Source organism: Chlamydia poikilotherma, from assembly GCF_900239975.1.
Lineage (GTDB): Bacteria > Chlamydiota > Chlamydiia > Chlamydiales > Chlamydiaceae > Chlamydia > Chlamydia poikilotherma.
Genome location: NZ_LS992154.1, coordinates 842,479 through 863,749, shown reverse-complemented (window position 1 = coordinate 863,749; position 21,271 = coordinate 842,479). Strand labels below are relative to the sequence as shown.

The window sequence follows — 21,271 nt, the reverse complement described above, 5'->3', positions numbered from 1 at the left end:
AGATATAGTTAGGTCTAACAACATACTAATGAAGTTTCTGGATGTGTTTCCGGTATAGGTAAACGAAAAATATCATTTAAAACTGCGTGGATAAAAGTACAAGCCTCAATATAGCCAAATTTTTTTACTAGCCTTGTTGCCTCAGCAATTAAAATAGCAGTATTTATAGATTGACCATGGAAATGTTCGAAAAGCGTTAAACGCAAAACATTTTTCTCCATCAAAGTCAATTTCTCAAAAGAAGCATTTTTAACCGTTTGAGCAATTAATAAATCCAATTCAGGAGATTTCGCAAGGATTTCTTTTGAAAAACTTAAAGCAGAGGAAGCGTGTTTTTGAGTCACAGCCGTCTCGGACATTAAAAGAGGAACAAGACTTTCTTCAGATGTGGGATCCATACCTAAGGCATAAAGGATCTGTAGCACAATCTCCCGCATTTTTTGTTTGGGGAGGGGACGAGAAATCTTGACGTAAGACCCTAAGGAGCTTTCAGGGGTCAGCGTAGACATTATGACACCAAAACAACGATCATTTATTAGTTATAAAAATACACTTTCAGTTTGCCAAATTAAGAACTTAGTATAGAAAGATGCGAAGTGAGAAAGCATTAAGGTTATATTTTAGAAAGTTTTAAATGCAACAAAAAATGATGCCTTCCAATTTGCTCCTAGAGCAATTTTTATTAAAAGCGTTGTAAAGATAAGTTTTGAAAAAATTAAAAATTTCTAAATAAAGCGATAAAAAGTTGCTGGATAAAGTACCAGAGAATGGGATTTCAATTGCTTTTCTTTTATGGATACTCTAAGATCTTAGCTTTCTTGTCTAGGTAAGGGGAAGATTATTTCTATGGATTTTTCCCGTGGCAAGGTACTGGCCTCTGATCATTTAAAGAATCGTGTTAACGAGTAATCGGGATAGAGTGTGGCATTAAATTTAAAAATTAATAGACAGATACGAGCTCCTAAGGTCCGCCTTATAGGTTCTTCTGGTGAACAATTAGGCATATTGAATACCAAAGATGCCCTAGATTTGGCTAGAGAAGCTGATTTAGATCTTGTGGAAGTTGCTTCAAATAGCGAACCCCCCGTATGTAAAATCATGGATTACGGCAAGTATCGCTATGATCTAACGAAGAAAGAGAAAGATTCTAAGAAAGCTCAGCATCAAGTGCGTATTAAGGAAGTCAAGTTAAAGCCAAATATTGACGAGAATGACTTTTCCACAAAGTTAAAGCAGGCTAGAGCTTTTATTGAAAAAGGAAATAAAGTAAAAATTACATGTATGTTCCGAGGTCGTGAACTTGCTTACCCAGAACATGGGCACAAAGTTGTGCAAAAGATGAGTCAAGGTCTCGAAGACGTAGGATTCATAGAATCTGAGCCAAAATTAAACGGCCGTTCCTTAATTTGCGTAATGGCTCCAGGAGCGGTAAAAACTAAGAAAAAGCAGGACAAAATCAATGCCCAAGATGAAAAGCAATAAGTCCGTTGCGGCGCGTTTTAAGTTGACAGGTTCTGGTCAGTTAAAAAGAACCCGCCCAGGGAAGAGGCATAAGTTATCAAAAAAATCTTCGCAAGAAAAACGCAACCTATCTAAGCAACCTTTAGTAGATAAGGGTCAGGTAGGAATGTATAAGCGAATGATGGTTGTTTAAGGATAAAAGGATTTTATTATGGTGAGAGCAACAGGTTCAGTAGCTTCCAGACGCCGTCGTAAGCGTATATTGAAACAAGCGAAAGGTTTTTGGGGAGATAGAAAAGGCCACTTTCGTCAAAGCCGATCCTCTGTAATGAGAGCTATGGCATTCAATTATATGCATAGAAAAGATCGTAAAGGCGATTTCCGTAGTCTTTGGATAGCTCGTCTTAACGTGGCCTCTAGAATAAACGGTCTATCCTATAGTCGTTTAATTAATGGCTTAAAATGTGCTGGGATTGATTTAAATAGAAAAATGCTATCCGAAATGGCTATTCATAATCCAATGGGTTTTACAGAAGTAGCCAATCAAGCAAAAAAAGCTTTAGAGGCAATTGTTTAGGAAACTAATCTCATGACGATTCGAGAGGAGCTTGAAGCTACAAAGCAACAATTTTGTACTGAATTAAATCAAGTTAACTCTTCAAAAGATCTTTTCGAGCTAAGGGTTCGCTATTTTGGAAAGAAAGGTTTTTTTCGTTCTTTTGCAGATAAATTAAGGGAGTGTCCTCCAGATCAAAAGGCTCTAGTGGGTGCTTCCATAAATGATTGCAAAACTTATATTGAGGATTTAATCCGAGATAAAAGTCACTCTATTTTCCTAGAAGAAGAATCTATAGAATTTCTCAAAGAAAAGATCGATGTTACATTACCAGGTGAACCTTCGTGTCCTGGAGGCAAGCACATTGTTAAAAAAGTTTTAGACGATGTTGTGGATATCTTTGTTCATTTAGGATTTTGTGTTCGCGAGGCTCCGAATATTGAGAGTGAAGAAAACAACTTTTCTTTACTGAATTTCGAAGAGGATCACCCAGCTAGACAAATGCACGATACCTTTTATCTCGATGCTAAAACCGTGTTGCGCACGCATACGTCTAATGTTCAAGTTAGAGAACTTAGTAAAGCCCAGTCGCCTATTAAAGTTGTAGCTCCAGGCTTGTGTTTTCGTAATGAAGATATTTCGGCACGTTCACATGTTATTTTCCATCAGGTAGAGGCCTTCTACGTTAATTATAATGTAACACTTTCTGACTTGACAGGGATGTTGACCGAGTTTTACCATACATTTTTTGAAAGGAAAATAGAGTTGCGCTTACGTCACAGCTACTTTCCTTTTGTTGAGCCTGGAATAGAAGTTGACGTTTCTTGTGAATGTCAAGGATTAGGATGTGCCTTATGCAAACATACTGGTTGGCTGGAAGTGGCCGGAGCTGGTATGATACATCCTCAAGTTTTGCGTAACAGCGGTGTTGATCCTGAGATCTATACAGGGTATGCTGTTGGCATGGGTATTGAAAGATTGGCCATGTTAAAACATGGAATTTCTGATATCCGTCTTTTTTGTGAAAACGACCTAAGGTTTTTACAGCAATTTTCTTAAGGAAGAATGGCAGAGCGGTTTAATGCACCTGTCTTGAAAACAGGAGACCTGAAAGGGTCCGGGGGTTCGAATCCCTCTTCTTCCGTTTCTTTTTAGGTATCAGTCCTTTAGCTTATTCGAGCTTCTATCACCTAGTTTTTATCTTCTTTTATTTTTATTTGTTTTTAATTTCTTTGATTCAGCGTTTTATTAATTATAGTTTTATTTGTCTTATAAAATTAATTGATAGTTAAATTATTTTTATAATAAACTAATAAAACGATTGTCAGATAATAATCTAATTTTTTGATTCCTTTATGGGGGAATATGAGAAGATCTTGTTATAATTTTGAAAAAGCATTGGAGCATTTAGAGAAATTAAAAAAGATTTCTTATAGTTCCCCATCATCTTTTATAGAGAACGCTAAACTGGATGACATGTTTTCTGTTGATCATCATGTCGGTGAAATGAAGCAAGCCTTGAAGAATATAGAAGATTATCTCAAGAAAGCAGGTTCTTTACCAAGAAGCGAGGCGAATAAGGCGTTACAAGAATCTAATTTCCTTATTGCCGGTGTACAAAATGTATTTTCGTTTTTAGAGAGTCGAGAGAGAGAGCTATACCAGAGCTTAGTTCACGACTATTCCGAGTTAAGTAAGGTCTATAGTAAGACTCAAGCAAATCTTAGCCGAAAAATCATCAAGGAGGAAGAGGAAGAAGAAGAGGATTTGGTAGAACGAGAATTGGAAGACATGCATCAGGAAGAGCGTTTCTTAAATAACCTAGTAGAGGTTAAACGAGATCGTTCTTATGAACTTTTCTATATGTCTGATGAAGAAAATAAGCGTTTCTATACTGATACCCTCACTCGGCTTATTTGTAAGCAGGGAAAAATCCACGAAACAGCTCATGAAGGCGATCCTTTAACAAAAACGCTTTTATGGAATAGTCAAGAACTCCACAATCTAGCTTCTTCATTAGTATTTACCCATGATATGCCTATACGGTTATTCTATCAAAAGGCTCTGAGTGATTTAGAAACAGAATCTACGGAAAAGATACATAATGCTGTTATGGGATTGTTCTTTTCTAGATATGAGGCCACTCTAGTTTCTAATAATCCTAAAAAAGATAATATCCATTATTTCAATGATTTTCTCTATTTCCTTAGAGATGCCTGGAAGGCTTTGAGTAATAATACTCATGATCAGATGCATTATCGACATTCTCATACGTTAATGTCAGCATTAAGTAGTGGAATCTTTGAGGGTAAACTCGTGTTTACAGAAGCTGCTCGGTATTTATATTTTCATATACATACGAAATTGCAATTAGAGGGGGATAAAAAACGTTTGTCTTCGGGACAATATGTTTCTGAGGTATATGAGGAGTTATATCGATTGCTTTCTAAGTATCCAAATGGGCCATTATTTAAAGCTATAGACAGAATGCTCGATCCGAATTCCTCAGTATTTGATCCTATTGTTTTAGGTATGTTTCCTGGAATGGAAGGCACTTTAAAATTAGGAGATAAATCGATAACAGTTATACGATCTCCGAGTCCCATAACGCAAAGTTCCATATTGTACGCTAATTGTAATGAAGAATTTATAGGATTTCTTAACGCTAAAGCAGATTTAGGAGATACTACCTTCATTTTAAATATACAGAATCGTTTATCTAGGAAAGATCGTGCGCGGAGTCGTGTGATAGAAGAGAGCTTAGATAGAATCGATAGAACGTTCATATTTTCATTTCCAGAACCCGAAGATCTTCTGAAAAGCATAGAAAGAGTGCACGGAGAGCAAGAAACTTTTTTTGGATTCTTTTCGGTATTGAAAGAAGAATTCAATAAATCGGGATCTTTATCTATTTTTTCTCTCCCTAATATATCTAAAGGGGAAATTCATGAATTTCTAGACAACAGTTTATCTGTTTTGAAAGATACTTTTTTCTCTAAGAAAAAGATCTTATTTAAAAATGATAAGCTATTACTTCTGCATATCATTTCTTATCTGCTTGTCTTTAAGTTTATAGAAATTATAGATCCAAATAACCTTATAGTTATGTCTAAAGATGGTTTGGATTACGCATCGATATTCATCGCAGGATTTACTTTCTTTGCTGGAGAAGATTCGTGGGATGAGCATAGACTAAAATTACTCATGGTAAAAGTTCTTGCACCTACTTTAGTAGCTAGAGACCGTTTGATATTTGTAAATCATGTAGAACTAATGAGTAAATTTCTCAATTGTTTGAGGAAAAATAGACAAAACTTGTCTAATCTCAAATCCTTCTTTAGTTATGATTTAGAGAAATGGGATTTCTCAGGTTATCTCAACGAAATTACTGAAGTTTAGCATAAGCATAGTTTGTAAATATCGCTAAAGCTAGCAGAGGGAATAACATTACAGGTAATATTGGCAAAACACTGCTATTAGATAATACCATCCCTGCTTTTAAAAAGACGAAAAAGGTATTTATTGTACCTAGGGGAACAAAATAAGCAAGAGTTACTGTAGATACACGACTGAATCTTAGACAAAGATAAGCAGAGATAATCATTGCTGATATACAAGCTAAAGGCGAAATCAACATATAATAAAATGTAGATAACAAAGATAAAATACGCTGGGGAATAGTTGTTGATAGTCCTAATCCTGTAGCATTCCAAGGAATCGCTCGGAAAGATTCCGAAAGGCGATTTTTCCCTCCTGCTGTGAAAATCTTAGAAAAAGGATTATCATAGAATCCAAATTCAATCTCAGGAAATTCTTTCATATCTGAGAATTCACTAAGTTCCATATTACCAGATTCTGTTTCTGAAAAACGTATAACATCAAGGCCAATAGGAAGGGATGGCGTTGTAAACGCTAGTTTTTCCATTGTGTAAATAGTTTTTGGATTTTTAATCCAAAATACTTTGTTAAGAGTTAGGGCTTTTTGTTCAATAGAAGAATACAATAAGACTGTTTGATCTTTAAGATACAGAGCAGGAACTTTATCTTGTACCTTGTCTAATGTTCCGCGATCCATATGTTCTTTGGTTGTAGATATTTTTTCACATATAGGATGCAACCATTGAAAATTCGCATATAGAAGTAAGGTGATAATGAAGCTTGAACGAATTAAAGGAGCTGTTAGAGATTTCAATGAGAGTCCTGATGCCTGAAGGAGAAGGACCTCCCGTTTGTTTTGCATTGAAAATAATGTAATTGTTGTGGCTACAGCAACGAGCTGAGGAATTAGAAATTCTGCTTTAAGAGCTATCTGGGATAGATAATATAGGATGGAAAGTTTTAAAGAGGCACCTGAAGCTAGTGAGGTTGTATTTCCTTTGATAGCATGCAGAGAATGATGAATTGAGGCATAAAAAACAAAGGCAAGTACTATTAAAGATATTAAAGATAACCAAAATTTAGTTAATACATAACGTTTCCAAATATACATAATCTACGCATAGCCTCTGCTTTCTCGATACGCACGGATAGCAAAAACTATCCAAGAGATTATCTGTGGTATAATAAACAACATAAGCGCAGGAAATAATGTAGTAGTGTTTTTGCCAACTATTAATAAAATTAAATCCATCACAGGAAAAATACAATAGAGAGCTATAGATTTGCGAAATCTTGGTTTATAGGTCCCTAAGACCATTCCCGAATATGTCAATGTGATGCAAAGCAAACCTATACCAATTCTTCTTAAGGTTTCCGGTAGATGAGCATGACTGAATGATTGTTTAACAAGTTGCTTCCAAGGTAAATAATCTGTTCGCGTTTTCATGTAAGACTTTCCCGCGAATAATGTTGAAGTGATTTTAGGGATTAGCATCTCATCCAAAGTTTCTATATAGTATTCCTTAGAATTTGAAGATTGTTGGTCTGTTAATGTAGAAGGAAGCTTTGAAATCATCACAACATCCCTGGCTTGTACAGTATCATTTGCTACATCGGGGATAATAGTTTTGATAATTCCTACATTAGCAATTTCCTTATCTCTTTTTAAAGCAATGATCACATTATCAAATTTACTTTTTGCACAATGATCAACGGTAATGAAAATACGGTTGTTTTCTTTTTTCTGCAGAGTCTGAAGTAGAAGTGTTGGCGAAGTCATCGCCATATTAGCAATTTCTTTACAGGTTTGAAATCGACAAATAGAAGCGAGTTCAGAACATGTATAAAAATTTATACAACATATAGCGCAGGAAACCATGAGGACAGGGAAGGTAATAATTCCTTGAGAAGCTCCAGATGCCTTAAGGAAGGTGATTTGGTTATTGTCGGAAAGACCTCGAAAAAGCGCAAAAGCTGAAATAAAACAAGAAATAGGAAGAATGAAAGGCAATAAGTAGGGAATCTGATAAGCTGTTAGCCGCAAAACTGTCGGATAGGGAACGTCCTTTGCTATATAACTGACGATTTCTTGAAGAGAACTAATGATAGAAATACAGATAAGACTAAGCGTACAAAAAGTAACGGTTTTTAAATAACGGAAAATTAAGACTTTCCATAAAATAGGCATAGCATACCTGGTATCAGGAGTTCTTCAAGTTTAAGGATATTGTGACAATATTTCTTCAAGTCAATAAGCCTTAACTTATTTGTAATGAATTTACACGGACATGTATTTAGATTATGTTATCTTGTCTACTCAGAAATGATAAGCGATTAGAAGTTTTTTTTTCTGCTTTAGATATGAAAAAAAGCTACTTACTTGCTCTGTCAGGAGGAAGTGATTCACTATTTCTTTCATATCTCCTTAAGTCTCGAAGGGTCTCTTTTATCGCAGTCCATGTAGATTATGGATGGAGAGAATCTTCCTATTGTGAGGCCGAAGAACTTAAAATTAGATGTGAGGAAGCAGGGATTCCTATTGTTGTAGACCATGTTCCTTCCGAATGTAGAACTTCGAAAGATCCAGAAAATGCTGCGCGTCGTTATCGTTATGCATTGTTTCATAAGATATGTAAGGAAGAAAATTTATCGGGGATATTTTTAGCACATCATGCTAATGATCAAGCTGAAACTGTGTTAAAACGTTTATTGGAAGGGGCATCCTTAAGTAATTTAAAAGGCATGATTCAAGAGACATATTACGAAGATATCCCACTTTTTAGGCCCTTATTGCATATCCCTAAACAAGTTTTAGTGAATGCTTTAGAGGAAGAAAATATTTCTTACATTCAAGATGTAACCAATACAGATGAGCGCTATTTGCGTGCCAGAATGCGTAAGAAGATATTCCCTTGGTTAGAAGAGATTTTTGGTAAGAATATTACACAGCCTTTATTGACATTAGCTCAAGATTCTGAAGAACTTTCATGTTATATGAAACTGCAAGCTGAGCCATTTCTTGAAAATATACAAAAAGAAAACGCAATATGGTCTATTGAGATTCCTAAAGCATTGATGGAACAAGTTTTTTTAGCAAAATGGGTTTGTAAGGAATTTTTTCTTAGGGCTGGAGTAGTTGTCTCAAGGCATTTCTTGCAAATGATTTATGATCATTTACGTCGTAATTTGCCAGCGCAAATGCGACTTCGAGATAAAAGAGTGATCGTAAAAGCTGGGGTAGTAATGATAGAATAGAAAGTATATAATGATGATTCTCATTGTATATTGGAAGATGATGAGTAGTAGGTCATTGTATATACAGTGTTTCATATTTTTTTTATTTTATAACTAGGTTTTATAAACAAAATAATAAAAATATGCTATATTAAATAATTACCTGTCTGATTGATTAGCTTAGTTGTGTAGTTTATGTCTAAAGATAAAAAAATGAAGCCCGAATCGAAAAAAAATTTTCCTACGGTATTTTTTTTCCTTCTATTTGGTGTAATCTTCGGTGTGATTGCCGTTCAGAATTTTTTGGTCGCCAAGAAAGCCCGGGTCAGTTTTAGCCATCAGCTAGAGCATTTAGTAAACTTAAAATTGATTTATCCGGAAGATAGCCGAAAGATTGCCCTGAATGATAATTTAGTTTCATTTAGTGGACGTTTTCGTGAATCTCCAACAGCTGAAAGCCAACTACGTTATCATTATTTGGAATTGATAAATCAAAGACATCAATTAGAATTTGATCTTCAGGAAATAAATAAGAATTTAGACAACCTTTCAAAAGAGGTTGAGAGTTCTGTTTTATGGTTTTCTGCAATTTCCGGATCGCCTATTCCTGAAACAGGATATTTAATTTCTCCTAGCGTAGAGTTAGGAAAATCTTCTTTACCAGCCCTTGTAGTTGAAGGTTCAAATAATTTCCAAATTATCAACTTACGTTCTTTGGAACAGCGTTATCAAACTCTTCCTAGATCTAGTGAGAGTCTACGTACATTTGGTTCAGATTTATATGAACTGATTGGAAAGTATTTGTCTCCAGCTTTAGGCGTGGGTTCTGAGAGTTTGAAACGCGAATTAAAAGATCTCTATCAACAAGTAGAGCTTTCTCTAACTCAATCTATGGATGCTGAGCAGCTTGGTATTCTTTATCAGAAAGTTTTAGGTTCTTTACAGAGAATTTCTTCATCACTAGCTTTGTCTGATAACGGTGAGCGTTTTGGTCAGCTGCGTTCAGTGCGTCTATATCGTGAAGAAGGTAGTAAATATGAGAAACTTGTTGAAGATAGTCAGATTAATCAAGTGCAGCTGGATAAGCTTCGAGGGGAACTTAGCCAGGTAGTTTGGTATTTCAATAATCAGGAATTATCTTCTCGAGCTTTAGAAAAACAAGATCCCGAGGTATTTGCTCATTGGTTTTCTGGAGCAAAACAAGAATGGGAAGGTTTTTCTCATAACCGTACCTTAACTTTTAAAGCGCCTGATCAGCCACGTAATTTGGTATTAGAGAAAACATTTAAAAGCGAGGAGCCTGCTCCACATTATATAGGATACCTGTTTACGTTTTTACCCATCATCCTTGTGCTTGTCTTTGTTTATTTTGTCTTTTCCAGACAAGTGCGTGGTATGAATGGTTCTGCGATGTCTTTCGGCAAATCTCCAGCACGTTTGTTAATGAAAGGACAAAATAAAGTTACTTTTGCTGATGTCGCAGGTATTGAAGAAGCTAAAGAAGAATTAATAGAGATTGTAGATTTTCTAAAAAATCCTACAAAGTTCACGAGTTTAGGGGGAAGAATCCCTAAGGGTGTATTATTAATCGGACCTCCTGGAACAGGGAAAACTTTAATAGCCAAAGCGGTTTCTGGGGAAGCTGACCGACCATTCTTCTCAATAGCAGGTTCGGATTTTGTAGAGATGTTCGTTGGTGTTGGCGCTAGTCGTATTCGCGACATGTTTGAGCAAGCTAAGAGAAACGCTCCTTGTATCATTTTCATCGATGAGATTGATGCTGTAGGTCGTCATAGAGGCGCGGGTATTGGTGGCGGTCATGATGAACGTGAACAAACATTGAACCAATTACTCGTTGAAATGGATGGTTTTGGTACGAATGAGGGTGTTATCCTTATGGCTGCAACTAATCGTCCTGACGTACTGGATAAGGCGTTATTACGTCCTGGCCGTTTTGATCGTCGTGTAATTATGAATTTACCTGACATTAAAGGTAGATTTGAAATCCTAGCTGTGCATGCTAAGAGAATCAAATTAGATCCTACTGTAGATCTTATGGCGGTAGCACGAAGTACTCCAGGAGCTTCCGGAGCTGATTTGGAGAACTTATTAAATGAAGCAGCCCTTCTTGCTGCTCGTAAGGATCGTACTGCAGTGACTGCTGTAGATGTTGCCGAGGCTCGTGATAAGGTTCTCTATGGTAAAGAACGTCGTAGTTTAGAAATGGATGCTGAAGAAAGAAAAACTACGGCATACCATGAATCAGGACATGCTGTTGTAGGTCTTTGTGTGCAACATGCGGATCCTGTAGATAAGGTCACGATTATTCCTAGAGGCTTATCTTTAGGAGCTACACATTTTCTTCCTGAGAAGAATAAGCTTAGCTATTGGAAAAAAGAACTTTTCGATCAATTAGCTGTTCTCATGGGAGGTCGCGCCGCAGAAGATATCTTTTTAGGAGATATTTCTAGTGGTGCTCAGCAAGACATTTCTCAGGCTACAAAATTAGTCCGTAGTATGGTTTGCGAATGGGGAATGAGTGAACAATTAGGTACTGTAACTTACGACGAACGTTCGGATGCTTCTACGGGTTATGGATCGTATCATGAAAAGAGTTACTCAGACGAAACAGCAAAAGCTATTGACGGCGAATTAAGAGCATTGTTAGATGCTGCCTATCAGCGTGCTTTAACAATTATAAGAGAGCATCGAGATGAAGTAGAGCTTATGACTCAAATGTTAATTGAGTTTGAAACTTTAGATGCTAAAGATGTTAAAGAAATCATGGATCATACATGGGATCCTGAAAAGAAAAGAGCGCGTTTGAAAGAAGAGGGGATGTTGTTTAAAAAGGTATCTGATGATTTGCCACCACCACCACCTCAAGAAGATGCTATGAAAGATGGTACATTAAAACTAAATAACACGACTACTTAAGCTAGTTTTTGAATTTAGTAATGATATTAAAAAAGCCACATAAATTATGTGGCTTTTTTATTTTCCTCAAATAGCTTCAAGGTTATTCGCTAAGAGTAGCTTTGTGGCTGAGTTTGTATTGGCCTTTTTCGTTAATGCTTAACAGCTTAACAGCTAGAATGTCTCCTTGCTTAACGAAATCACCAACGTTTTCTATACGTTGTTTAGAGAACTCAGAAATATGGCAAAGCCCTTCCTTACCTGGGAGAATTTCTACGAAAGCTCCAAAAGGAACGATGGATGTCACACGACCTTCATAGATCTTACCAACTTCAACTTCGCCAACTAGACCTTCAATAATAGACTTAGCTTTTTCTATTGCCTTTGGAGAAGATGCTGAGATGCTGACAAGACCTGAATCGTTAATATCAATTTGAACTCCAGCTTCTTCAATAATTTGACGAATCTGTTTCCCTCCAGGTCCAATAACAGTAGCGATCTTGTTTGGTTTAATCTGCATTGTTTCAATACGAGGAGCATATTGCGATAAATCTGTTTTGGGAGCTGCAAGGGCTTCTTTCATGGTGTCAAGGATATGTTGACGACCAGCTTTAGCTTGAGCTAAAGCTGATTGCATAATGGCAGGAGTAATACCCTCTACCTTGATATCCATTTGGAATGCTGTGATTCCTTGAGTATTCCCAGCAACCTTAAAGTCCATATCTCCTAAATGATCTTCTAATCCAGAGATATCAGAGAGAATAGTTACATGATCATTATCTAAGATTAAACCCATAGCAATACCAGCTATAGGAGTTTTAATCGGAACTCCGGCGTCCATTAAAGCTAAACACCCCCCGCAAACAGAAGCCATAGATGAAGAACCATTAGATTCAGTGATATTGGATTCTATACGGATAGTATAAGGAAACTTTGCGGGATCAGGTAAAGTGTGGCTTAAAGCTTTTTCAGCAAGCTTGCCATGACCAATTTCTCTTCTTCCTGGAGAGCCTATTCTTCCTACTTCTCCAACAGAGAAAGGGGGGAAGAAATATTGTAAATAAAATTTAGCTAACCCTTCTCCGTTCAAGTCTTCGTAGCGTTGTGCCATAGCTTCGCTACCTAAAGTACAAACGGCCATAGTTTGTGTTTCTCCACGAGTGAATAAACAACTTCCATGCGTTCGTGGTAGGAAGGATGTGTCAATAGAAATAGGGCGGATTGTTGTTGCTGAACGTCCATCAGAACGAACACTTTGTTCGCGTATTAAAGTACGCATATAATTTGATTTAGCTTGTTTAAAGGCTGTCTTAATATTCAATGCTGTGAAGATCTCATTTTCTTCTAAAAACCTCTCTACAATTTCATTTTCTAACTGTTTTGAAGCAGCCTCAAAAGCTTTCTTATCTTTGATTTTCAAAAGATCAGAAAATTTACCTTCAACAAATGCATTTACAGAAGATTGTACTTGTTCTGGAAGAGGGACAATAACATTAGTGTTCTTTTCCTTACCTATCTTCTTTTGCCAATCTTTGATTGTTCCGCAGATTGTTGCTATATGTTTATGACCAAATTCAATAGCTTCGATAACCTGCTCTTCTGTAAAGAAATCACAATGACCCTCTATCATTAAAATAGCATTTTCAGTTCCCGCTAAAACAAGTTCCATTCTAGAAACATCCATTTCAGCTTTTGTAGGATTGACTACCCAACTATTGTTGACAAAGCCAACACGAACACCGGCTACAATACTAATTTGAGGAATATCAGAAATAGCCAATGCAGCAGAAACACCACAAATAGCTATAGGATCGGGGAGAGTCACTCCATCATATGACCATACATAAGATAAAACTTGAACATCCTGCATTAACCGATTTGGCAAAGAAGGACGCATAGAGCGATCTATTAGACGAGAAGTTAAAATTTCTCTTTCAGTTGGGCGACCCTCTCTTTTAATGAACCCACCTAAAGTTTTTCCTATAGAAGAAAATTTTTCTTGATAATCAACTCTTAAAGGAAGGAAGTCTACCGGTTCCTCGAGATTAGCTGCGCAAACAGATGAGAAAACCCAAGTTTCTTCCATGCGAGCAAGAACAGCTCCGTTAGCCTGACGAGCAATTTTCCCCGTTTCAAATACTAATGTTTTGCCTTCTTCAAGGGTAACGGAAATAGTTTCAAATGTCATGAAGGTCTCCTGATTAGATCTTATGTTCGGGGAAAATTAATGAAAGATTATTTTCTTAGATTTAATCTTGTAATTAAATTTTTATATCTTTCGGTGTCTGTAGAGTTAAGATACTCTAAGAGCTTTCTTCTTTGTCCTACAAGTTTTAGTAGGGCTAGTCGAGAATTTTGGTCTTTAGGAGATCTCTTGAGGTGTTCTTTTAGTTCTGTAATGTGTTCCGTTAATATAGCGATCTGCACATCTGCTGAACCGGTATCCTTTTCATGAAGTTGAAACTTTTTTGTAATTTCTTCTTTAGTTCCCTTATCCAAAGACATTGGATGTCTCCTTAAAATAAAATAATTGCCGCAAAAGCCAATTATACTTGAGAAGATTGTTAATGTACACCTTTTGGTATGGTGAGACGGGTTTTTTTGATTTGTAAATAAAAATTCCACATTTTGAATCTGATTCAAAAATGGTTGTTAAACTAATATGAGGACTTTTTACTGTTTCTTATTAGGAGTCTTTTTTTTATAATCTGATTCAAAAAGTAGTTATGAGTTATTTAATATAAAGCCGATGGATATAGACAAAGATATATTTTTTATGAATCAAGCTCTAAAGGAAGCTCGCCAGGCATATGACGAAGACGAAGTTCCTGTAGGCTGTGTTATAGTTAAAGATAATAAAATAATTGCTCGTGGTCATAATACTACGGAAAAGCTACAAGATCCTACAGCTCATGCTGAAATTTTATGTATAGGGGCTGCAGCACAATATTTAGACAATTGGCGTTTGGTAGATGCTGTGCTTTATTGTACGTTAGAGCCGTGTTTAATGTGTGCCGGAGCTATTCAGTTGGCTCGTATTCGTAGAATTGTCTGGGCAGCTTCAGATTTGCGTTTAGGTGCAGGAGGAAGTTGGATAAATGTTTTTACAGAAAAACATCCATTTCACCAGGTGGAATGTTTTTCTGGAATCTGCTGTGAAGAGTCCGAACGACTGATGAAACAATTCTTTATAGAGAAGCGAAAAGAGAAAAATGAAAAATAAAATACACGATTTATTAAATCAGCTTTATGAGAATCAAAAATCTCGTTTGCAAAGTGTGGGAGAACAAATCATTCCAAACTTAACCTCGGATGATATATTGCAGCCAATGGATTTCTCTATACTGGAAGAAAATCCTATTTTTAGGTTTGAAGAGGGTGTTCTTTCTGGATTAGGAGAAGCGAGGGCAGCAATTTTAGCGTTATTTGCTGACGAAGTTTAAAACATTCGAGATATTCTATAAGGATTAGGAATTTTTTCTTTATAGCAAAAGAGGACTCCTAACATTATTGATAACATTGATCCAAAGAATAGCGCAAAGGCTCCTGAGAACAGAAGAATAAAAAAGTAGAAGGTTGCTAAGATGACGAATCCCCATTTACGTGATAGGGTAATGGGAAAGGGATTGAGTCCTAGGCGTTTTTCTGGATCAAGAAAAACCCAAATTAGCACTAGCGTGCTAATTAAACATTCTGGACCAAATAGAGCTTGTGAACTGTGAAATAATTTTAGACATGCCCAAATTACGCATCCTATAATAAGAGTCTGGCTAACAATAAGGACTAGGAAAGTCATAGATCCTAGTTTTCGAATAATATGATTGGTTGCTTTATAAAAGAAGGTAAAACCAAGTACATTTCGAATAAGTAGGCGTTGAGTGATGTCCATGCATCCTTCTTTATGGATGCAAAGAGAATCCGCGGTAATCAGGGGATAAGTAATAAATTGCCAAAATTTATGTTTATGTATTCCCGCTGTGGATAGTGCTAAAGTTTCAATAATCCCTGGAATACCAAAGAGTTTTTTTATCAGGTAGGAAAGTAAAGGAGAGATACACGAGGTTATTAAGATAAACGAAGGAAGTTGTCTAAGTACCTGAGTGAGAAACGGGTTTTTGTTATGTTTATCTGGGAAGATAACCCTCATGGAGGTTTTACCTGATTCTTTTCTTTTCAGTAATGCCTTATATTAGATCATGGATTGTTTTATTAGAAGTCCTTATCTAAATAATTAATCAGACGGAGATGTCGTTAGATTTGCTTTAATAGTATATTCTTTTAATGAAGATAGGAGAGCGTTAGTTGCTTGTAATAACTTCATAGACTCCGTAGATGTAGCATTTACAGCCTTTTGGTTTGCTTGAGCTCTTTGTTGTGCGGCAGAAAGCTCTTGTTGGATTAACTGTCGGTTAGCAGAAATTTGCTGATTCGACGTTTGATAAGCTTGAATTTCTGTTTGGTTTTTATATTCGGGCTTAGTTTCGTCAAAGTTATCAACTTTTTGAAGGTCAGGAACTTTCAATAAAGGCAAGTTCATAAGCTCTTTTGTTTTCTTTTGTTGTACTACAGTATTGTCTTGTAGTACTGTCATAATTGATTTTCCAAATTCTGTAGTTGATGTAGATAATTGTAGCATTACAGAAATGCAAAAATAGATAGCCGAAGGTTTGTTAATCACAATATTATTGGGAACAACTTTTGTACTTGGGGGAACAACTGTTGTGACCTTATCAACATTTGATACTGTAGATAGGATGTTCATTATGCTAAATTCCTTAAGATTAAATGTTTGCTATCAAACTCACAATTTGTGAGAACGTTTGAATTAAAGCCTGACCTACTTGTAAGGACTGTTGGATAATGTTGTTGTTAGTGTTCAAGTTACTTGAAATCACTTGGGAACCATTTCCTAGTCCTGAAATTTGGTTTTGCAGTGCTTGTCGAGAGGCTCCAACAGCTTGATTTGTTGCCTGAACATCCTGTAAGAATGCTGATGAGTTATCATTTAATTTATTCTTAGGGATAGTCACATACTGATATAAAGCTTCTTGGTTGTTTAAAAATGTTTGAGCAGAAGCATTAGACTGAAGTTCTTGAGCAATAATAGATAAATTGTCCTGAGCGACCAATACAGACTGATATACATAATACACGGTAACAATCAGTGGGTTGGAATCTTTAGCAAATTTTGCAATAATTTCGTCAGCTGTTGCTGTATTGGGTCCACCTGTAATGGATGTTCCAGGAACGTCAATAGCGGCTCTGGGACTAGTTTGAAGTGCTGGAGAAGAGAACCACATAATTTCCTACCTATTTTCTTCGATTAACTTTAAGTTGTTTTCCTACTTGCTTATGAAGGAGGTTTATTCAGTTGATTTACTGTACTTCCAATGGAACTTGTCATTTTTAAGAATGAGGAGTCTTGAGAAGCTAGTTGTTGGATGATATTAATGTTCGTAGATGCGTGTGAGAGAATAATTTGTCCATTTTGTCGAGCAGTCACTAATTCGTCTTGAATGTTTGATCTTTGAGCGGAGTAGTTTTGGTTTTGGTTTTGTACCCGAGTAATTTCGTCTTCTTTACCCCCAGCACTTACTACAGCAAATTTGATTTGATTAGTTGCTTGGTTTAATTGTTGTTGAATATTAGTATTATCATTTAATTGTTGTGATTGAGTCAGAACTGTTTGTTGTCGAATTTCAATCGCTTGTAAAAGAAGCTCATAAATGCTAAAAAGCAATGCGCCAATAGGAGGTGTGTTTAATGGATCCAGTGGGGGAAGTTGAGCAGCCTGCGTCGCTTCTCTAGTTGTTATCGAAGCCGTAGATGTGGTGCTTATAGGTTGTACTGTCATAATGGAAAAATTTTTAGTTTTGTTTAGTTTTATTTTATCAATAAACAAAGCGTTTTATTAAATAATAAATTCAATTAATAATTGGTTTGTTTAGTAAGTTGTTTTCCTTTAATAACAAATAGAATTAAAAAATTTTGCAAGGAAAGTAAAAAAGTTTTGATCTCTAAAATTTAGAGTTTCTAAAGAAAATAAAGGACTTGTTATCAATCGATGAATGAGAGATCACTGGATTGAAAATAGGGGCCTTTAGCTAGAGAGGAGAAGGAAGTGTCTGGAAACGAATGTGATGACAGTACAGGAACTTTCGATGAGGATGTGAGTGCTTATGTACTGGTGACTTGTGGGCATACGTCTTCAGATGGCAAGATGAAAGTAGAGATGACCTATGAAGGAGATCCTGCTGTAATTAGCTATTTATTAACTAAAGCTCAAGATTCTCTGGAAGAGTCTTAGGAGTATTCTTGTATGGGATTTGAGGCCATGCACGTTTTTAATAAGCATCTTTATCAGAAAGTCTATCAAGGATTTAGATGGGAAACCTTATTGGGTAGATATAGGTCTTTCTCAATAGAATGGGTATTTCTATCATCTATAGTTTTGATTTTCGGTGGACTAGGTTGTGCTTCTATTGTGGACACAACTTTACTTTTGTTGATAATGTGTTTTTCTATTTTAGCATTAGTTGCTTCTATATATTTCCGTTTTTGGGGATATGGTGTAGTTTCTTGTTTATTTCTATTTGTATACTACTATAAGCACATAGGTACTTGTTCTTCATTATTATGGGCTTTAGGACTATCTACAGCCTTTTTGTTATCTTGGGGTATTTTTGTTTTAGGTATAACCCTTATTGATGAAGAAAATCAGGAACAAAAACAAAAATACGATCAGCTGTCGAATCAATATGCTGAGATTCAAGTATCTTATGATAAAGCGGTTCACGATAAAGCTATGGCGTGTGAATTTTTAGAAAAACGTGCACATGCTTTAGAATCTGAGCTTCAGGAGAGTCGAACTTTGCTGCAAGATTCTTGTAAGAAGCAGGAGCATATGGCTTTAGATTTGCAAATTCTTGCTGATCAAAAAAATAGTTGGTTAGAAGACTACGCCATTTTACATAATGAATACGTTCGTCTTGTAGCTGGGGATGAAACTACTTCTGTATTTTCTTGGGTATCAGGAAAAGAAACTTTCTCTAATAGTGAAGGAAGAAGTGAGGATGCTGAATTATGGCTCCGAGCTTTGCATGAAAAAGACGAAAAGATGGCCTCTTTAGAAAATGAGCTTATTGAAGAAAAATTATCAAGGAAAAGCTTAGAAAATGAATGTCATAGTCTTAAATCTGATATTGAAGAAATAGACCAGTTACGTTCTCGATTAGAAGAGTTTCAGAATCTTTTAAGTCAGAAGGATAAAGAACTCACGCAATTACACGCTCTTGTGAATCAACAAAAAGCTCTTGTTAAAACTCCTGTTGCTGATGAATTCAAATCTTATAAGGATAAGTATTTACAGTTAAAGATGCAGTTTGCTGAAAAGACAGAAGCATTAGCAGAAGTTCGTAAAGAACTTTTTTTGGTGCGTGAAGATTATCTTGCCTTACAAAAACAAGAGGAAATGACCTCAAATTTTGTTGATATGAAAGATATTGAGATGATTCAAAACCTTCTCGCACATATAGAATGCTTAGAAGAAGAGATTACTTCTCTAGAAGGGTTAATATCTCATAACCTGTCTCAGTAATCAATAGAGTGTGCTCCCATTGTGCACTAGGCTGATTATCGCAAGTTCTTGCTTCCCAATGATTTCTTGGATCAACAATTCCTTCTTTTTTCCCAACATTGATCATAGGTTCTATGGTAAATGTCATTCCAGGAGCTAAGGGTATATTACTATGGTTTCTATAATGAGGCACATAAGGATTTTCATGGAATTTTATTCCTACACCATGACCTACGAACTGATCTACCACAGAAAACCCATAAGTATCAGCACAAGCTTCTATAGCTTCGCCAATTTCATATAAGGGTAGATTAGGTTTTAATATGGTTATAGCTGCATTGAGACAATCTAAAGATGCCTGACAGACGCGTTTCTTGATATCAGAGACATCACCGATCATAACCATACGACTACAATCACCATAGTATTCATCAACAATACAAGAAACGTCGATGTTCATAATATCGCCATTTCTTAAAGGAATATCATTCGGAATTCCATGACAGATTACTTCATTAAGTGAAGTGCAAATCGTTTTTGGAAAAGGTGGAGACCCATAGTTTAGAGGTGCGGGGATAGCGTTATATTCTTTATGTAGTTGCCGTGAGAGTTGGTCTAATTCTTCTGTGGTTACACCTTCTTTAGATGCTTTACAGAGAGCATCAAGGATGCAAGCGGTAATTTGGCAGGCATGACGAATTTTTTCAACTTGCTCAGGAGTTTTTAAAGTAATGTCATATTGTGACGCGTAATATTGTTTTTGTTGTTCCCAAGATACTTGAGGGGCCTGGGGATAGTGGCAATGTTTCCACTTGCGTTTGTTTCCACACCAGCAGGGATCGTTTCTTTTCATCTAATTACACTATTTAATATAAAAACCTATGTTAAATGCTATTGAAATACCTTTGAGCATGAGGTTTGCAGACATTAATAATAAGGCAATACTGAACAATCTTTCTAAGGCAACTAAACCGGAAGATCCGAGAATGCGGTTGAAGAAACTCGAACTTAACAAGGTGAATACAGATAGTACCCAAGCGATAATCATAGCACCAAGAATGAGTTCTTTAGAAAACAGATCTTCTTCCATATAGCTAAGCAATGAGGTAATAACGGCAGGCCCGGTGATTACAGGGAAGGCTAGAGGAAAAAAGATAGGCTCTGATTGAGGTTCGGATGAATCGGATTCTACAGGTGGAGGTACCAACATCATTTTCAAGGATACTGAAAACAATAAAACACCACCAATGAATTGAAACGCATATAGCGAGATGTCAAGAAATTGAAAGAATTTTCTTCCAAAGGTAACAAAAAGTAATAAGGTAACAAGAGCAAAGATACATTCTCTAAGGATGATGCGTTGTTGCCTTTTTGCCGAGTAGTGCTTCAATAAAGACACGAAAACAGGAACAGAGCCTGGAGCATCAAAGAGCACGTAGAATAGTAAGCTAAGATTAATCAGAGTTAATAGCATAAAACGTCTCTTTTATAAGAAGGCTAATTGTAATCCAGACATAAGTAGCTGTGTACCTACGATTGTCGCGAAAAGACCGAGTACCGTTTGTGTAGCGAGGAGTACTTTAGCCTTTTCCTTGCCTCCGCCGACAAAAACTTGCAGGATAATCGTTGCTAAAGAAATGAGGATCCAAGAAAGAACGAGAATAAGAGAAACAGAAGCGAAGCTATAGCGTTTACCTATTAAAATGCAGCAAGCTGCTAGCCAAGAAGGTCCGATCATAAGAGGTAAAGCTATAGGTGTTACCAAAGATAAAGCGGAAGGAGATGTAAAGCCTTTCCAACTATTTTCTCTACTTAAATTTAAAATAGCACGCATTCCTGTCAAAGTGACAGCAATACCCCCAACAACCTGTATTGCACATAAAGGAGTCTTTAATACATATAGAGTACCTAAAGCTGCCTCATAAAGAGCGAACATACTAAAGAGGGCAAATATACTTTCTCTGGCTAATAGTAATAAACGCTCTCTTCTGGAGTAATGAGTAAGTACATGATTTAATACTAAAACATTAGTTAAAGCATCAGCTGCTAATAATAATATGCAAGCTTGGGGTAATAAAAAATAAATAGTGTCCATGGGAAGAATTTTTATATGCTAGGGCTATTATTTTTCAAGGTAATCAACTAAAGTA

General features: G+C 36.2%; 23 protein-coding genes and 1 tRNA gene. 12 read left to right on the top strand and 12 right to left on the bottom strand.

Translation table 11 applies throughout. The annotated features are described in order from the left end of the window. Positions 1–14: 14 nt before the first annotated feature. On the bottom strand, positions 15–509 hold the full coding sequence (gene nusB, locus C10C_RS03910; RefSeq protein WP_117274526.1) for a transcription antitermination factor NusB: 495 nt from the start codon (positions 507–509) through the stop codon (positions 15–17). A gap of 412 nt (positions 510–921) precedes the next feature. Between nusB and infC the strand changes: the two genes are divergently transcribed. The 6 genes from infC (at position 922) to C10C_RS03880 (ending at position 5,416) form a co-directional block, all read left to right on the top strand. Continuing rightward, complete coding sequence (gene infC / locus C10C_RS03905) at positions 922–1,482, top strand: translation initiation factor IF-3 (protein WP_117274525.1); 561 nt, start codon at positions 922–924, stop codon at positions 1,480–1,482. Beyond that, positions 1,460–1,654 carry a 50S ribosomal protein L35 gene (gene rpmI / locus C10C_RS03900; protein WP_117274524.1) on the top strand — a complete coding sequence of 65 codons (195 nt, stop codon included), beginning with the start codon at positions 1,460–1,462 and terminating at the stop codon, positions 1,652–1,654. The genes infC and rpmI overlap by 23 nt, the downstream gene beginning before the upstream one ends. 18 nt (positions 1,655–1,672) lie before the next feature. After that, a complete protein-coding gene (rplT, locus tag C10C_RS03895; protein WP_117274523.1) occupies positions 1,673–2,038 on the top strand; it encodes a 50S ribosomal protein L20 in 366 nt (121 codons plus the stop codon). Positions 2,039–2,050: 12 nt separating this feature from the next. After that, positions 2,051–3,076, top strand: coding sequence for a phenylalanine--tRNA ligase subunit alpha (pheS, locus tag C10C_RS03890; protein WP_117274522.1), 1,026 nt, complete (start codon positions 2,051–2,053; stop codon positions 3,074–3,076). Next, a tRNA-Ser gene (locus C10C_RS03885) sits at positions 3,077–3,161 on the top strand. It abuts the gene before it with no gap. Between the two features lie 221 nt (positions 3,162–3,382). Then, positions 3,383–5,416 (top strand): calcium-binding protein, encoded by a 2,034-nt coding sequence (locus C10C_RS03880; protein WP_117274521.1) that lies wholly within the window; start codon positions 3,383–3,385, stop codon positions 5,414–5,416. On the opposite strand, the gene C10C_RS03875 is transcribed toward C10C_RS03880, so the two are convergent. Together C10C_RS03875 and C10C_RS03870 are read right to left on the bottom strand one after the other, a co-directional pair. Further along, a complete protein-coding gene (locus C10C_RS03875; protein ID WP_117274520.1) occupies positions 5,403–6,506 on the bottom strand; it encodes an LptF/LptG family permease in 1,104 nt (367 codons plus the stop codon). The two genes, C10C_RS03880 and C10C_RS03875, sit on opposite strands and share 14 nt — an antisense overlap. A 3-nt stretch (positions 6,507–6,509) precedes the next feature. Continuing rightward, positions 6,510–7,583 (bottom strand): LptF/LptG family permease, encoded by a 1,074-nt coding sequence (locus tag C10C_RS03870; RefSeq protein WP_117274519.1) that lies wholly within the window; start codon positions 7,581–7,583, stop codon positions 6,510–6,512. Positions 7,584–7,696: 113 nt separating this feature from the next. Between C10C_RS03870 and tilS the strand changes: the two genes are divergently transcribed. Together tilS and ftsH are read left to right on the top strand one after the other, a co-directional pair. Further along, entirely contained in the window at positions 7,697–8,650 is a 954-nt protein-coding gene (tilS, locus tag C10C_RS03865; RefSeq protein ID WP_117274518.1) for a tRNA lysidine(34) synthetase TilS, read from the top strand. Positions 8,651–8,824: 174 nt separating this feature from the next. Then, on the top strand, positions 8,825–11,566 hold the full coding sequence (ftsH, locus tag C10C_RS03860; RefSeq protein ID WP_117274517.1) for an ATP-dependent zinc metalloprotease FtsH: 2,742 nt from the start codon (positions 8,825–8,827) through the stop codon (positions 11,564–11,566). An 82-nt stretch (positions 11,567–11,648) separates the two neighbouring features. On the opposite strand, the gene pnp is transcribed toward ftsH, so the two are convergent. After that, a complete protein-coding gene (gene pnp / locus C10C_RS03855) occupies positions 11,649–13,733 on the bottom strand; it encodes a polyribonucleotide nucleotidyltransferase (protein WP_117274516.1) in 2,085 nt (694 codons plus the stop codon). A 47-nt stretch (positions 13,734–13,780) separates the two neighbouring features. Then, positions 13,781–14,050 (bottom strand): 30S ribosomal protein S15, encoded by a 270-nt coding sequence (gene rpsO, locus C10C_RS03850; RefSeq protein WP_011006716.1) that lies wholly within the window; start codon positions 14,048–14,050, stop codon positions 13,781–13,783. 244 nt (positions 14,051–14,294) lie between these two features. Here rpsO and tadA point away from each other — a divergent pair, with 244 nt between their 5' ends. Continuing rightward, positions 14,295–14,768 (top strand): tRNA adenosine(34) deaminase TadA, encoded by a 474-nt coding sequence (gene tadA / locus C10C_RS03845; RefSeq protein WP_117274515.1) that lies wholly within the window; start codon positions 14,295–14,297, stop codon positions 14,766–14,768. Then, the gene (locus C10C_RS03840) at positions 14,758–14,988 is read left to right on the top strand and encodes a hypothetical protein (protein ID WP_117274514.1); all 231 of its coding nucleotides are present in this window, start codon (positions 14,758–14,760) and stop codon (positions 14,986–14,988) included. Before tadA ends, C10C_RS03840 begins: the two co-directional genes overlap by 11 nt. Here the strand turns inward: C10C_RS03840 and C10C_RS03835 are convergent. The 4 genes from C10C_RS03835 to C10C_RS03820 form a co-directional block, all read right to left on the bottom strand. Then, positions 14,985–15,692, bottom strand: coding sequence for a hypothetical protein (locus C10C_RS03835; RefSeq protein ID WP_117274513.1), 708 nt, complete (start codon positions 15,690–15,692; stop codon positions 14,985–14,987). The genes C10C_RS03840 and C10C_RS03835 overlap by 4 nt on opposite strands. Before the next feature lie 84 nt (positions 15,693–15,776). Beyond that, positions 15,777–16,307: a CT847 family type III secretion system effector protein gene (locus C10C_RS03830; protein ID WP_117274512.1), complete on the bottom strand. Its 531-nt coding sequence runs from the start codon at positions 16,305–16,307 to the stop codon at positions 15,777–15,779. A gap of 19 nt (positions 16,308–16,326) precedes the next feature. After that, entirely contained in the window at positions 16,327–16,845 is a 519-nt protein-coding gene (locus tag C10C_RS03825; protein WP_117274511.1) for a DUF720 domain-containing protein, read from the bottom strand. Between the two features lie 50 nt (positions 16,846–16,895). Further along, the gene (locus C10C_RS03820; protein WP_162496154.1) at positions 16,896–17,399 is read right to left on the bottom strand and encodes a DUF720 domain-containing protein; all 504 of its coding nucleotides are present in this window, start codon (positions 17,397–17,399) and stop codon (positions 16,896–16,898) included. A gap of 267 nt (positions 17,400–17,666) precedes the next feature. Between C10C_RS03820 and C10C_RS03815 the strand changes: the two genes are divergently transcribed. After that, on the top strand, positions 17,667–17,852 hold the full coding sequence (locus C10C_RS03815) for a hypothetical protein (RefSeq protein ID WP_117274510.1): 186 nt from the start codon (positions 17,667–17,669) through the stop codon (positions 17,850–17,852). Between the two features lie 138 nt (positions 17,853–17,990). Then, positions 17,991–19,142 carry a hypothetical protein gene (locus tag C10C_RS03810; protein ID WP_174222246.1) on the top strand — a complete coding sequence of 384 codons (1,152 nt, stop codon included), beginning with the start codon at positions 17,991–17,993 and terminating at the stop codon, positions 19,140–19,142. Here C10C_RS03810 and C10C_RS03805 read toward each other — a convergent pair. The 3 genes from C10C_RS03805 to C10C_RS03795 are packed head-to-tail and all read right to left on the bottom strand — an operon-like array spanning position 19,099 to position 21,216. After that, a complete protein-coding gene (locus C10C_RS03805) occupies positions 19,099–19,974 on the bottom strand; it encodes a methionyl aminopeptidase (protein WP_117274508.1) in 876 nt (291 codons plus the stop codon). The genes C10C_RS03810 and C10C_RS03805 overlap by 44 nt on opposite strands. A 9-nt stretch (positions 19,975–19,983) precedes the next feature. Continuing rightward, complete coding sequence (locus C10C_RS03800) at positions 19,984–20,595, bottom strand: MarC family protein (RefSeq protein ID WP_117274507.1); 612 nt, start codon at positions 20,593–20,595, stop codon at positions 19,984–19,986. A gap of 12 nt (positions 20,596–20,607) precedes the next feature. Beyond that, the gene (locus C10C_RS03795) at positions 20,608–21,216 is read right to left on the bottom strand and encodes a MarC family protein (protein ID WP_117274506.1); all 609 of its coding nucleotides are present in this window, start codon (positions 21,214–21,216) and stop codon (positions 20,608–20,610) included. Positions 21,217–21,271 lie beyond the last annotated feature (55 nt).